Raw genomic sequence first — 14,516 nt, 5'->3', positions numbered from 1 at the left:
GCTCTCTGGCAGATCAGCGTGCCGGCGCGAGGTCGGCAAGCCGTTCGGCGAGCAGTTCGGCCAGATGCAGCGCTCGCACTGTGCTGCCACGCGCGTGGAGCGCCCCGCGAAGTTGCATGAGACATCCAGGGTTATCGGCGATGATCGCGCTCGCTCCGGTGGCAAGTGCATTGTCGAGCTTGCGTCCAGCGAACAGTGCCGAGAGTTCTGGGTAGTCGATCGAGAACGAGCCGCCGAAGCCGCAGCACACACTGGAATCTTCCATCTCAACGAGTGTGCAGCCAAGCACCTCGATGAGCAGGCGTCGGGGAGCTTGACGGATGCCGAGCGCGTTGTGCGACTGGCAGGAGTCGTGGTACGTCACCGTTGGGCCGGGTCGCGTCCAGGACTGTGGCCCGAGCCGGGCGATGCGGTCGAGGAAGGTCACGAAGTCGACCATGCGCTCGGCGACGCGTGCTGCCCGTTCGCGCCATGCTGGTTCGGTGCGGAAGAGGTGCTGGTAGTCCTGGAGCACGGCGGCGTAGCAGCTCGTTGAGTGGCTGACGATCCAGTCGGCCTCGACCTGCTCGAGGACGGTAATGGTGTGGCGGGCCATGGCCTTGGCGTGCTCCCGATCACCGCTGTTGTTGGCGACAAGCCCGCAGCAGTGCTGTTCTCGGGGGAAGACGACCCGGCATCCGCAAGCCTCAAGCACCCGCACAACGGCCTCACCCATCTCCGGCATAACCCAATCGGTGAGGCAGCCGGGGAAGAAGGCAACGGTCGAGCCGGCAACGGCGCTGCTGGCTAGCAACGGCGGTGGCGCTGGCTTCCGGCCATTGCTGCTGAGGCGGTCACGCAGCGGCTGAGGTGTCGGAGCGAGGATGTGGCGGTTGGCGGTGGCCCCGTCAACGACGGGCAGGTGTGCAATGTAGCCATCCTGATCAGCAACCAGCCGCGAGGCACGCGCCGCGAGGCGGACAAGCCGTTGGCCACTCGCTGGCGAAGCCCAGCGGCTGAAGGCCGCCGCCTTGTACCACGGTAAGCCGAGGCGCTCGGCGACACGGGTGCGGACATCGAGGATAAGCCGTGGAATCGGGATCGCGACTGGGCAGACCGTCTCGCAGGCATTGCAGGAGAGGCAAAGGCTCTGTGGGTCGGCGACAGCGGCAAGTCCATGGTGGATAGCAGTCAGCGGCAGGCCGATCGGGCCAGTGTAGATGTAACCGAAGAGATGGCCGCTGACGATTTCGTAAGGTGGGCAGACGTTTGAGCAGGCACCGCAGCGGATGCAATAGAGTGTGTCGACAAGTTCAGGGTCCTCGCGCGTGGCCAGGCGGCCGTTGTCGAGCAAGATAATGTACATTGCCTTCGGACCATGAGCTCCCCGCACTGGTGTCAGTTCGATGTCGGAGGTGCGGGTGGGGCCAGTGATGAAGGAGACGCGCACGGTCAGCTTCTGGGCCGTGCCTGAGCGAGGCAGCAATCGCAGCATGGCGACGGCGTCGTCAAGGCTAGGCAGGATCTTCTCGACGCCGAGCACGGCCACGTGGACAGGCGGCAGCGTTGCCACGAGTTCAGCATTGCCCTCATTGGTGACGAGCATGATCGAGCCGGTCTCGGCAATGGCGGCATTAGCGCCGGTGATGCCCATACCCGCTTCGAGGAAGGCACGGCGGAGTTCTTGCCGAGCAACCTCGACAAGTTGTGCAGGGTCGGGTGGGACGTCGCGGCCCAGCACGCGCCGGAAGATGTCGGCGATGTCCTCACGGCGCTTGTGGATCGCCGGGGCGATGAGATGTGAAGGGTGCTCGCCAGCGAGCTGGATGATCCACTCACCGAGGTCAGATTCGATCGCGTGAATACCAGCGGCCTCGAGGGCGGCGTTGAGCCGGATCTCCTCGGTTGCCATCGACTTGCTCTTGATAGCCAAGCGGACGCCGTGCTGGGCGGCGATCTCGCGGATGCGCGCACAGGCATCGTCGGGGGTGCGGGCCAGATAGACCTGCGCGCCAACGTTTTCGGCCTCGCGCGTGAACTGTTCAATCAGCTCGGGCAAGCGAGCGATGGCAGCTGCTTTGCGGCGTCGCATATCCTGACGCATCGCCTCAAAGTTCATCCCGGCGAACGCCTGGGCGCGCCGCTGACGGAATGTCGAAAGCGAGCGATGGAGTGCTTCTTGCTGGGCTGCGTCGTGCAGAGCACGGGTGAGTGCCTGCTGAAAGGCCTTGCTCCGTGCGGGCATTCGTGACCTCCACGCTGTACTGGGCACGTGCCGTCCTGTGTTCTTGCTGCCAATCGTAACGCGCTGGCAGCGACGTGGAAAGTGGTAGGCGCTGGCCATGCGCCGCACTGTTCTCCCGGCATTCGACTGCCTGATAACCCTCATGCTCATGTGGCAATGTTTTTGGAACGATTCGGCATAATGAGTAGCTGAGAGCGCCCCGAATTGCACGGTTCATTGGTTGAAATACGCCAAATCAGTAGCACAATCATCGTGCAGGAGGTGTCTGCCCGCGCCTGAATGACACACGCAGGACAAGTTGACAGCAGGCTGCTCGACAGCCAGAACGTGGGAACTATGGTAGGCTGAAGAACACGGCGCGTGTGCCGATAGGCATCAGCAGGGAATGGGGCGGAGGAGAGGCCGGACGTGGCGGTTGCGCCGAAAGCACTGCAGATTTGGCAACCGGTTGAGCTCGGCATTGAAGAGCGCGGTCGGCTCAGCTGGTACCGGACACGGCTGGAAGAACTCGATGAGCGCCAGCGCGTGTTCGTCGTTGGCTGGCCGATGGCGCAGTTGCACTACGTCAGCGTCCATACCGGCGACCAAGTCTATCTTGGCACGACCATTGCCAACGATGCCCTCTACGTCACACTTTGTACAGTCGTCCAGACGGTGCTGGAACCCCAGGCTCGACTGACACTGCAGCAGCAGAGCGCCTGGGAGCGGATGCAGCGTCGGGAGTATGTGCGCGTTGAGGTCGCGCTTGTTCCCGACGCTGTCACCTGGATGCCGCAACCAGGTGCGGAGCCAACGCCACTCGCTGCCCGCATCCTCGACCTCAGTGCTGGAGGGGCGCGCCTGCGGGTTCCCACAGCGTTGCCAGTAGGGGCAGCGCTCACGCTCACATTCCGGTTGCCGGGCACCGAGCCGCTTACACTCAAAGCCGAGGTGCGGCGCTGTGCGCCAGTGGAGGGGCTCGACCCGCCGCGGTGGGACATCGGCTGCCGCTTCCTTGACGTGCCGGTGCGCGTGCAGGAGACGATCGTGCGCTTCGTCTTCGCTCGCCTGCGCGAACTGGCGAAACGCGAACGCTAGCCAACTGGGACAAACTTCTCCCGAATTGCTCCGGCTAGCGTCGGCTAGTGGTGCACAAGAATCGGAAGCTGCCCAATCATGGCCTGAATGGTTCCCCGCTGTGTAGTGAATCCTGCATCGATCAGCGGCGCTCACGCTCCAGGAATGGCACACGCATCCCACCAGGCTCCCCAGTCATCCCATCACCCAGGCCCGCCAGTCGGACAGATTGTGCAAAGAGTTTGTCTCCGGAAGTTGAGTATGACAGGTGCTTTCTCATCATGTGTCCTCCCACCGGCATGCTTCTCGCCGCGTCTACACGGCACGGCCATCGCGCGTCAAATTGGCAGCATGACAGAGCCTGTCGGCGGTGATCCAACTGCGCCCAAGTACCCGTAGTTGTTGGTGATCGCGCGATTGCGGTATGCGGTGACGGGCTGCACAGCGGTAAGGAGGGAAACGATGACACCTCTCCCCTACTCCAGCTTGACGCACGTACTGAACGATCTCTCATCACACGGGATGTCGCGCCGCACGTTACTCAAAGCGATAGCTGGCACAGGCGCTGCGGCGGCTGGTGCAAGCCTGCTGCCACTTGCCACGCTGGCTCAAAATGTTGACTCGGTGACGACCATTCTCACTATCGCCGCAATTGCCGAGCGTTTGGCTGTCACCTTCTACACGAACGGCATTCGGAATGCTCCACGTCTTAGACTCAATAGCTACCGGATGCTGAATGAACTAAAAGCCTTCGCGATCGAGGAGCAGATTCACGAAAACTTCTTCATCGCTGCCGGCGCGGACACGAACACGGTGAATCAATTCACTGCCTTCAGCTTTCCATACGGGCAGCAAACGTTTACGAGCTTGCGGCTCTTCTTGCAAACCCAGCAGCAACTCGAGGGCGTCTTCGATGCTGCATTCATCGCAGCCGTCTATGAGTTTGCCGCACAAGGCCGCCCAGACCTCGCCCGTATTGCAGCGATGATCGCAATGGTCGAAGAAGGGCACCGAACCGTGGGCCGACGGCTCGGGTTCGAGCGCGGCTTGCTTGATCTCGCGCCAGCCGAAGAACAAGCCTTCGCGCCGCAGCTCATCAAAAGCGTTGGCGATGCGCCAAACGTGGTCGCTGGCGCTGGCTACTTAAGCCCGCAGGATGGCAACGCCTTCACCTACACTCCGATCAATTTCAATGATCCAGAATATGCTCCCATCTATGCTCGGATCAAATATCAGCAGCCTGAAGTCGCCTCATAGCCCGCAGGTGTTGCAACGCTCTAGTGAAGCGAGGGTACTGGAAGGGGCACCGGCCCACTGGTTCCCCCTCCAGTACCACTCCAGCATGTCTCGAGAGGGATGCACCGAGGCAGCTTCAAACATGCAAACAGTGCATGAGGCAGGAGTGAACCAGCGAAACGTTGGTACTGTGACGGCGAATGCGCCTCATACGGACGCCTGCGCCCGCGGCGCTCTCTGCGCGTGAAGTGTTCGTCTACCTGCTTTGTCGATCTATGCCCATCCACCATGGCTTGACAGGCCAGCACTTTATCCCTAGAATGAATCCCGACTAGTTTAGTCGGGTTTGGTCGCCGGCGGCCGAACCGGGACGGTGTCATGCACAACGGAGAAGGAGTGCAAATGCGTGGCCTTCCCCTTCCGGTTCGGATCGGGGCGAGCATAGTACTGCTTATCGTGGGGTTGACTGCCTGCCGCTCAGCGGCGACGCCGACATCAGATGGGACAATGCCAACGCCGACCCATTCTGGTCATACGATGCCATCCTCTGCCACGACCACGGCTACTGTGGCGACGGGCACCGCAGAGGCGGCCGTCGTGACAACGCTCATGGAAATGCTCGGCCATCTTGAGGCAAGCCGGGCTAATCTTGAACGCGGCAATTGGACACTTGCTCAAGCCCATGCTGCTCATCCCACTGCTGAGTACTGGGCGGCGATCAGTGCTGAGCTTACTGCGCGGGGGCTTGCAGCCACGCTGCGTCCAGCCCTTGATGCATCCCTCGAGGCTGCTAAGGCCCAAGCAAGTGATGCGCTCGCCAAGAACGACGCTGCCCGCCAGGCTGTGCGCCAGGCCATTGATCGTGTGCTCGCCGGTCAGTCGGAGCACACCACACTCGCGGTGGCGCTGGCCGACCTTGCGGAGTCAACAGCAACAGAATTCGGCGAAGGGGTTGCGTCTGGCAAGCTCGTGAATCTTGAAGAGTTTCAGGATGCGTGGGGGTTCTTCCGCGTCTTGGACGCTTATCTGCCTACGCTGCTGCAGCATGCGCCTGCCACTGGTGCAACTGCCGTTGCAGAAGTCCGTGACGATCACCAAGCGCTTGCACAAGGACCTCTTGGCCAGTTTCGCGACCGTGCTGGCGACACCATCGATGGCGCAGAACAGGTAGCTGCGCGCCTGACCCATCTTGCGGCTGAACTCCGCGCGGCATTTGGAATTACCGCGACGAAGCCAGCAGGCATTGACCAGCAACTGGAGCGCATCCGCGCTGATCTTCACCAGGCGCTCGCCGAATATCGCGCTGGTAACACCGACCGTGCGTACGAGCTTGCGGCCAACGCCTATCTTGAGGGATTTGAGCAGCTTGAGCCGCCCTTGCTGCAAGCTGGCCACCGCGATCTCGTTGAGCAGCTCGAGAAAGACTTCATGGCTGTGCGGAACGCGATTCGTGAGGGGCGGTCACCGGACGAAGTCGCGCAACGTATTCAGCAAGTCGAGAACGGCCTGCGTACTGTCGAGGAGGTCTTGTCGTGACCATCGGTCGAAGGTGGCTCGTTCTTGGAATGCTGGTAGGGCTCGTGCTGAGCTTCACGAGCGTCGTTGCGGCGAGCGCTGCTCGGACAACCGCAGACCCTACCGTCGCCGTCCAGCAAGAACTCGACGCGATCCGCCAGCTGATGCAGCAAAGCCAGGAGGCATACCGTCGTGGCGACCATCAACAGGCACTGCAACTTGCCAGGCAGGCCTATCTCGACCACTTCGAGTTGATTGAGATTCCGCTTCGCGTTGCTGACCCGAACTTCACCTTCGCGATGGAAGTCAAGTTCGCGCGCTGGCGACAGCTCATCCAGGAAAACGCCGCGCCAGAGGAGATTGCGCGCTTGCTTTTCGACATTGACCAGGGCCTTGTTGACGTGGAGCGGGTTGTTGGCACGCCTGGCCACGCTGCTCCGCTCTTCGTCAGCGTGGCGTCGTTCTCCGTTCTGTTTCGCGAAGGCATCGAAGCGATCCTCGTCATTGCGGCGTTGTTGGGCTATTTGCGCACCCATCAGCCATCACTCCGACGGCCCCTGTGGATTGGTGCAGCCCTTGCTATTCCAGCGAGCATTGCGACATGGTTGGTCCTCGTGGTGCTGCTTGACGTCGTTCCGGTGGGCCGTGAACTGCTCGAAAGTGTGATGTCGTTGATTGCGGTCGTGCTCATGATCTCCATCAGCCTCTGGCTGCTGCGTCGTATTGATACTCGGCGGTGGATGGAATTTCTGCGGGCCCATGCGTGGGAAGCGGTGGCAACCGGCAACGCATCAGCAGTTGCGCTCCTTGGCTTTACGACGATCTATCGGGAAGGTGCTGAAACTGCTGTGCTCTACCAGTCGCTGGTGCTGATGGCGCGCCGGCTGGAGCTGTGGGTCGTTGTTGGGATTGTGGCTGCCGCCCTTGCGCTCGCTGCCCTGGCGTGGGGAGTCATCGGGCTCGGTGCACGCTTGCCGCTCCGTCTCTTTCTCTCGCTCGCCATCATCGTGATTATGGTTCTGTCAATTGCAGTCCTCGGCCATGCTGTCTGGGAGTTGCAGATGCTCGGCTATCTTCCGGTCACGGTCGTTGCGTTGCCGCCGATGAACCGTGGGCTGAGTGATCTGCTGGGCTTGCATCCGACGCGTGAGACGCTCCTTGCCCAAGGCGCATTGCTGCTCGCCTATCTTGTAGCATGGGGCTACGCGTTTCGCACCTGGCAGCGCAGCACAGCGGCCCGCCCCATGGCCCGCCTGTCAGGCCGCTAGTCGAGGAGGATGATCGTGATCCGTATTGGCGTTGATGTTGGCGGCACCTTCACCAAGGCGGTTGCCGTTGACCAGGAGACTGGCCGTCTCCTTGGCCGTGCTGTTGTTCCCACGACGCACCATACTGAGCATGGCGTTGCTGATGGGGTGGTCGCGGCACTGCGCGCCGTGCTTGCCAGCGGGGACGTTGATCGGCAGGCGGTGCAGCTCGTCATGTTGAGTACCACCCAAGCCGTCAATGCCTTGGTAGAAGGCGATATTGTGCCGGTTGGCGTGCTTGCCCTCGGCCCGCGACAAGAGCGGCGACAGACGATCGAGCGTACCCGGCTGCAGCAGATTACTCTTGCCCCCGGACGCACGCTTGCTGTCCATCATGTCTATCTCGACAGCGAAGATGTGACTCGGGAGCGCCTCCGCGCCGCGCTTGAACACCTTGCCAAGCGCGGCGCACGTGCGCTGGCCATCTCAGCGGCCTACGCCGTTGAAGATCCGGCAGTCGAGTTGCTGGCGCTGGATGTTGCCCAGCAGCTCGGCATCCCTGCCACGGCCGGACACCAGCTCACCGGGCTCTATGGCCTTGAAGTGCGCACCGTCACTGCCGCGATGAACGCGAGCATCTTGCCACGCATGCGCGAAACGACAGCGTGGGTCAACGAAGCGCTCAGCGACGCAGGCATCGATGCGCCCTTGCTCGTGCTGAACGGTGACCTCAGCGTAGCACCGCTCGACCAACTCAGCGCGTTGCCGGCTGCCAGTATCCTCTCCGGCCCCGCGGCCAGCGTAGCTGGAGCGCTTCGCCAGTACGAGATTGTCAATGCGCTCTTTGTCGAGGTCGGTGGGACAAGCACGAACATCGGGGTTATTCGTGATGGCCGACCTGCCCTGCGCTATGTGCGGATCATGCGTCATCCCACCTGCCTGCGCTCAGTTGACGTGCATGTCGCCGGTATTGGAGGCGGCTCACTTGTACGCCTTGACCGCGGGCGTATCGTTGGCGTTGGCCCACGGAGTGCGCATATTGCAGGGCTGCCCTATGCCAGTTTTGTCGCTGCGCTCCACCCACCGCTTCGGCTTGAGCGGATTGCGCCAACGCCGGGAGACGAGCCGTGCTATGCTGCTGTACGTGACGCCACCGGCCAACTTGTCGCTATTACCCTGACTGACGCTGCCAATGCCCTCGGGTTACTCCCTGCTGGCGACTATGCCCATGGAAACGCCGCATTCGCCCAGATGGCGTTGGAGCCGCTCGCGGCGGAGCGAGGGGACACGGTTGAGCATGTTGCCCGGCAGATCCTCCATCACGCGCTTGCGCTGCTTACGCCGCTTGCCCAAGAACTGCTGCGCGAATATGGTCTGCAGCGTGCACGCGTGGTGGGCCTCGGCGGTGGAGCAGGCGTGCTCGTCCCGCTCCTCGCCGCACAGCTGCGTCTTCCGGTTGTCGTTGCCGAGCATGCGGAAGTCATGGCCTCACTCGGCGCGGCAACGACGCCACTCAACTTGTTGACCGAAGTCCAGGTGCGCACCGGTCCGGATATCCTCCGTGCCGTCGAACAGGCAGAAAGCCGCCTTACACGCCTCGGCGCAGCGCCGGACAGTGTGCATGTTGTCGTCGAGCCAATTCCTGAGCGTGAGGCAGTCCGGATTCGTGCTACGGCGGTCGATCACGGGCAGCGCTCGATGATCGGTAACCGGATTGGGCTCGAGACAGCGCAGCGGCTTGCGGCTGAGGCGCTCGGCGTCGATCCTGCGGCGCTCTCGCTACAGTTTGCCAACGCCCACTATTTCGTGTTTACGACCACGGTTCAACGCGGGTTAGGGCCATTTCGCCGAGTCCGTCACCCTATTGCCGTGATCGACCGGTTTGGCACCGTCTGCTTCCGCGCAGCTGACGGCTGGTGCCGTGCGCTGCGTCACGACGATCCCGTGCCGGAATGTCGAACAGGGCAGGACGGTTGCGCATGTGCCATTGTGGGGGCGCGCTGTCTGCAGTTCGACCGATGGTCGCTTGATCTCCGGCCGCTTGCAGCCACTGAGCCGATCTGCTTGCTCGTTGGCCAGCCGGCGCGGGGGTGAGGTCTCGCGATGGCGATTGTGCGACCACAGCGGCATCGTCCTGTCTGGTTGCCAGTTGCTGTCCTGGCAGGCCTGATTGTCGTTGGAGCAGTGAGCCTTAGCATCGGCATACTCTGGTGGCGCACAAACACGGCCGAGCCGCCTCTTGCACCGACCGTTGAGCAGATCCGTGCGGAACTCGACGTCTTGTCCCTGTCACTTTACACGACAGCGGTGGTGACCGACGGAACAGTTCGCGCGCCCACAGAATATCAGGCAGCTCGTGATGCTGTCAGCCGAGCACGCCAGCAATGGGAAACAATTCGCCTCCGGGTGCCTGAACCCCAACGGAATGCGCTTGATGACGCATTTGCGCGCCTGCACGAGGCGGTCGAGCGCAAAGCGTCGTCGAGCGATGTCCAAGCCGTGGTGAGCGAGCTGAATGGCAGGCTGGCCGAGCTTGGACCAGCCACAGTCCGGTAACCGACGTGTTCCGGCGTTCACGCTGGCGGCCTCCCTGGCTTACTCCTCCGGTGTCATCCGTGATCGTGGCAGTGTGCCTGACGACGCAGGCTACCCGAATGGTCGCCCGCAAGGGCAATTGACTAGACAGGCAGGACAGCGCTACGGTATACTGCTGATGCCAATGCAGTTGGCAGCGGCGGCGATGAGGAGAGTAGCCGGCGAGGCCGGTCCAGAGAGCCGCGGGAAGCTGGGAACGCGGTCCGTGATCGCCGGTGAAGAAGGCCTCGGAGCTTCGCCCCGATCCACAGCAGTGGGGTAGGCGGCGACGGGTCGCTCCCGTTATCGAGCGAGCTGTCGGTCTGACATGAGCCGACAGGTCGAGGCCACGGGCCGCGAGGTCGTGGCGAAACGGGGTGGTACCGCGAGGTGACCGCTCGCCCCCGTCGGGGAGCGAGCGGTTTTTGTTTGGGGTTCTGCAGGCATGCGTACAGGCGGTGTGTGAGGCGGCACCGGCATGATGGGGATGGACATGGGTATTCCAACACCACACGGATTCGTGCGACGTTGTCCTTTCCCGGCACGGCTCGTGTTTGCCTCGCCCTTCCCAGCTGGTGTGCTGAAACGCCTGGCCGGGGCGGCGAAAGCCAAACGCTGCTCCAGCATCCGGTTCGCGGTCGGTTGGGCGGTTCAGCATACGGCATGGAGGGGAATGCACAATGGCAGAACCAATCCATTTGGCACTGATTCATGGACCTCTACGAGCCGAAGAGCGCCTGCTCCTCGAAGTGTGCGTCCAGCGGGGCGTGCGCTGCACCCGCATGCTTGACCAGCGCCTGCAGTTCGACCTCACTGCCCCACCGCCACCGTTCGATGTCGTCCTCGGGCGGAGCGTGAGCCAACAACGCACGCTGCATGCGCTCAGCATTTTCGCCGCATGGGGCATCCCCACCATCAACCCGCCAGAACTGCTCGACCGCTGCAACGACAAGCTCCGCACGTCCGCCCTACTCGCCGCAGCCGGCGTACCTCAGCCGCGCACCCTGATCGCCTTTAGCCCGGAGGAAGCGCTTGCAGCGATTGAGCAGTTGGGATATCCCGTCGTCATCAAGCCGCCACTCGGCTCCTGGGGGCGACTACTCGCTCGCGTCCACAACCGCCAGGCTGCCGAGACGCTCCTGCGTCATAAGGCCGCCCTGGGTGGGTTTCACCACGGCACGTTGTACATCCAGGAATACGTCGACAAGCCGGGGCGTGACATCCGCGCGTTCGTCATCGGCGAGGAAACGATCTGCGCCATCTATCGCGAGTCGCCGCACTGGATCACCAACACGGCCCGCGGTGGCCGGGCAACGAACTGCCCAGTGACACCGGAGCTTGCCGAACTCTGCGCCCGCGTTGCCCGCGCACTCGGCGGCGGCGTGCTGGCCATCGACCTGTTCGAGCACCCGGAGCACGGCTTGCTTGTCAACGAAGTCAACGCCACGATGGAATTCCGCAACAGCATCGCGCCGACTGGCGTTGATATCCCCGGCCGAATCATCGACTACGCCATCGCCGTCGCGCGCGGGCAACGTGCGCCTGCTGGCCCGCTCGCTGTGCCGCGCCTTGCTGCTGAAGCAGCCTACTGCCAGCCAGTATAAAAGCAGGCCGGCTTAAACGGTGGAACAATCAACAGACGCCTGGCCCTCGCATGGTAAGCCGGCCTGCTCCTACGGATGGGATTGCTCCGCGCTGGTGCCGACCCGCTTTCGGCGTTTCACCCCCGTGTCCGTCAACACTGTGCTGCCGCTTACCCACTTTGTATCCGCACGCGAGGGCCGTTTGTCTATACGACAAACGGCGTAGTTGGGCGGTGTACGGACTACGACAAAAGGCGTAGTCGCTTTGTACGTACTCCGCCAAAGCGCTGAGTACGTACACTTTCTGCCCTCATGCAAGGCGTGCGAGACGGCTGAGGTGCGGTTGACGCCGCTTGTGATCCTTCAGCGGACGGTCTGGGTAGCCTGTCGGTATACTGAGCGGTCGAGCAGCGCTCCGCTGCCTCTACGGCAATCCTCACCGGTAGCGTGGCGCTGTCGAGAGTCGGTGCATGCGGATGGAAAGACAGGTGATGGCATGGCCCAGGCATTGACCCGTGAAGCGATCCCTGAACCCTATCGCTGGAACCTGGCTGACCTCTTTCCCTCGCCGGAGGACTGGGAAGCCGAGCGTCAGGCACTCTTGGCCGAGCTGCCAAAGCTTGAGGCGCTGCGGGGCACGTTGCATCAGGGCCCACAGCAGGTGCTGCAGGTGCTCCAGTTTGCCGACGAACTTGACCAGCGCGTCTCCAAGCTCTTCGCCTACGCCCTGCTTGCGCGTGATGAAGATACGCGGGTACCTGAGGCTGCCCAACGCTACGAGCAGGCTGTGGCGCTGGCCGTCGCCGCTGGTCGTGCGGGCGCCTGGATTACCCCAGAGCTACTCAGTTTCTCCGATGACGAACTCCGGGCGATGCTCGAGGCTGAACCGCGGCTCGCGCCCTTCCGCCGCGCGATTGAGCAGGCGATCCGCAGCCGCCCGCACACACGCTCAGCCGAAGTCGAAGAGTTGCTGGCCGCGTCGGCCCAAATGGCCCAGGCGACGGGCAACGCCTTCCACTTCCTGGACAACGCCGACATCACCTATGGCACTGTCGTTGACGAAGACGGCAGTACAGTTGAGGTCACCAAGGCCCGCTATCGCCTGCTCCTCGAGCGGCGCGACCGACGCGTACGCCAAGCAGCCTACGAGGTCTTCAACGCGCCGTATCTTGCCCATCAGCACACCTTCGCGGCTTTGCTCTCAGGCAGCGTCCAGCGTGACGCCTTCTACGCCTACGCGCGGCGCTATCCTTCCGCGCTCCACGCTGCCCTCGAGCCGGAGAATATCCCCGTCGAACTCTACAGTACGCTCATTCAGGCCGTGCGTGATCACCTGCCGGTGCTCTACCGCTACTTTGCCCTGCGCAAGCAGGTGCTGGGGCTTGACCGTCTGCGGATGTACGACCTTGTCGTGCCCCTCGTGCTCATGCCACCACGCCGCTACACCTACGACGAGGCAAGGGAGATTGTGCTCGCAGCGCTCCAGCCATTGGGCGAAGACTACGTGCAGGCGCTGGCTGAGGGGCTGGCTGCTCGCTGGGTCGATGTCTACGAGACGCCAGGCAAGCGGTCGGGCGGCTACAGTCTGGGCGTCTACGGTGTCCACCCCTACATCCTGCTTAACTGGGGCGAGACGCAGCGCGACGTGTTCACGCTTGCCCACGAGGTCGGGCATGCGATGCACTCGCTGTTCTCGTCGCGCACCCAGCCGCATCCGACAGCTGAGTACACTATCTTCGTCGCGGAAGTCGCCTCAACGGTCAACGAGCGTCTGCTCACGGCGGCGCTGCTGGAGCGTGCCGATGACCCCCAGATGCGGGCGGCGCTGTTGACGGACTCAATCGAGACATTCCGCACGACGGTCTACCGCCAGACGATGTTTGCCGAGTTCGAGCGCTGGCTCCATGAGGTCGTTGAGCGAGGCGAGGGGGTTAGCGCCGACCGGCTCTGCCGGCAATACGCTGAGCTTGTTGCCGCCTACCACGGGCCAGACGTCGAGGTGGATGCGCAGGTTGCCGTCGAGTGGAGCCGCATCCCGCACTTTTACCGTGCCTTCTATGTCTACCAGTACGCGACTGGCCTGATTGCTGCTACAGCGCTCGCAGATGCCATACGTGCTGGAGAGCCGGGAGCGCGCGAACGCTACCTAACCTTCCTATCATCCGGTTCGGCCAAAGACTCGCTCGACCTCCTGCGCGATGCTGGCGTTGACCTGCTCGCGTCGGAGACGTATGAGCGGGCGTTTGGTGTGTTTGCCCAGGAGGTCACGGCGCTCGAAAGCGCGCTCCGCACGCTGGGCCTGCTGCCTGCAGACGGGCTCAGCAGCGAGGCGCACTGATCCGCCGCGCGGCGATCAGCGCGACCGTGCCACGCATGAGCTGGGCGGCATACTCGACACGCAGTCCCGCCTGGCTCATCACGCGCACGAGCTGGGGAACGTCGAGGAAAGCGGCGGTCGAGCGGGGCAGGTAGGTGTAGGCATCGCGGTTGCCACTGAGAAGCCCGCCGACGAATGGGACCAGCCGGCCGAAGTACCACCGGAAGAGGTGCCCGAAGCCGCCGCGGCGCACGGGCGTGGTCTCCAGCACGACGAGCAGACCGCCAGGGCGGAGCACGCGGGCCATCTCCTGAACGGCGGCGGGATAATCCGGCAGGTTGCGGAGGCCGAAGGCGATGGTGCACGCCGCAAAGGTGCCGCTTGGGAAGGGCAAGCGCATGGCATCGCCGCAGACAAGGTAGATGGCCGGCTGCTGGGAGCACTTCTGCCGGGCGCGCCGCAACATGCCGAGCGAGAAATCGACGCCGACGATACGATCGACGCCGGCCTGCGCCAGCGCAAGGGCGAGGTCGCCGGTTCCAGTGGCAAGGTCAAGCACGGGCGCCTCACCGCGGGGCTGCAGGGCGACGAGCGCGGCTGCCTGCTTGCGCCACTGGACGTCTTGACCCCAGGACATCACGCGGTTGAGGAGGTCGTAACGCGGGGCGATGCGATCAAACATGGCGCGCACCTCGCTTGGTGGGCGGAGTGCGCCCCAGCGGCTCTCTTCGTGCACGAGTGTTCCTTTCCCTTCGGTCGGGCCA

Annotated in this window: 10 protein-coding genes; 8 read left to right on the top strand and 2 right to left on the bottom strand. The window is 63.1% G+C overall.

The window, feature by feature from the left end:
• Positions 1–13: 13 nt before the first annotated feature.
• Positions 14–2,224 carry an LUD domain-containing protein gene (locus tag N675_RS01560; RefSeq protein ID WP_038037543.1) on the bottom strand — a complete coding sequence of 737 codons (2,211 nt, stop codon included), beginning with the start codon at positions 2,222–2,224 and terminating at the stop codon, positions 14–16.
• A 408-nt stretch (positions 2,225–2,632) separates the two neighbouring features.
• On the opposite strand from N675_RS01560, the gene N675_RS01555 reads away from it, so the two are divergent.
• The 8 genes from N675_RS01555 (at position 2,633) to pepF (ending at position 13,773) form a co-directional block, all read left to right on the top strand.
• Positions 2,633–3,301 (top strand): flagellar brake protein, encoded by a 669-nt coding sequence (locus N675_RS01555; RefSeq protein WP_038037542.1) that lies wholly within the window; start codon positions 2,633–2,635, stop codon positions 3,299–3,301.
• A 441-nt stretch (positions 3,302–3,742) separates the two neighbouring features.
• Complete coding sequence (locus N675_RS01550) at positions 3,743–4,537, top strand: ferritin-like domain-containing protein (RefSeq protein ID WP_038037541.1); 795 nt, start codon at positions 3,743–3,745, stop codon at positions 4,535–4,537.
• Positions 4,538–4,918: 381 nt separating this feature from the next.
• Entirely contained in the window at positions 4,919–6,052 is a 1,134-nt protein-coding gene (locus N675_RS01545) for a hypothetical protein (RefSeq protein ID WP_038037540.1), read from the top strand.
• A complete protein-coding gene (locus tag N675_RS01540) occupies positions 6,049–7,299 on the top strand; it encodes an FTR1 family protein (RefSeq protein ID WP_038037539.1) in 1,251 nt (416 codons plus the stop codon). The genes N675_RS01545 and N675_RS01540 overlap by 4 nt, the downstream gene beginning before the upstream one ends.
• A 15-nt stretch (positions 7,300–7,314) precedes the next feature.
• Positions 7,315–9,372: a hydantoinase/oxoprolinase family protein gene (locus N675_RS01535; protein WP_231577891.1), complete on the top strand. Its 2,058-nt coding sequence runs from the start codon at positions 7,315–7,317 to the stop codon at positions 9,370–9,372.
• Positions 9,373–9,381: 9 nt separating this feature from the next.
• Positions 9,382–9,834, top strand: coding sequence for a hypothetical protein (locus N675_RS01530; RefSeq protein WP_038037538.1), 453 nt, complete (start codon positions 9,382–9,384; stop codon positions 9,832–9,834).
• 698 nt (positions 9,835–10,532) lie between these two features.
• On the top strand, positions 10,533–11,456 hold the full coding sequence (gene lysX / locus N675_RS01525; RefSeq protein WP_156100770.1) for a lysine biosynthesis protein LysX: 924 nt from the start codon (positions 10,533–10,535) through the stop codon (positions 11,454–11,456).
• Positions 11,457–11,931: 475 nt separating this feature from the next.
• The gene (pepF, locus tag N675_RS01520; RefSeq protein WP_038037537.1) at positions 11,932–13,773 is read left to right on the top strand and encodes an oligoendopeptidase F; all 1,842 of its coding nucleotides are present in this window, start codon (positions 11,932–11,934) and stop codon (positions 13,771–13,773) included.
• Here pepF and ubiE read toward each other — a convergent pair.
• Positions 13,754–14,488: a bifunctional demethylmenaquinone methyltransferase/2-methoxy-6-polyprenyl-1,4-benzoquinol methylase UbiE gene (ubiE, locus tag N675_RS01515; RefSeq protein WP_277870621.1), complete on the bottom strand. Its 735-nt coding sequence runs from the start codon at positions 14,486–14,488 to the stop codon at positions 13,754–13,756. The two genes, pepF and ubiE, sit on opposite strands and share 20 nt — an antisense overlap.
• Positions 14,489–14,516 lie beyond the last annotated feature (28 nt).

The sequence above is a fragment of the Thermorudis peleae genome (genome assembly GCF_000744775.1).
GTDB classification, from domain to species: Bacteria; Chloroflexota; Chloroflexia; order Thermomicrobiales; family Thermomicrobiaceae; genus Thermorudis; species Thermorudis peleae.
Note: the sequence above shows the minus strand (reverse complement) of the source record. Positions and strands in the feature narration are given on the sequence as shown.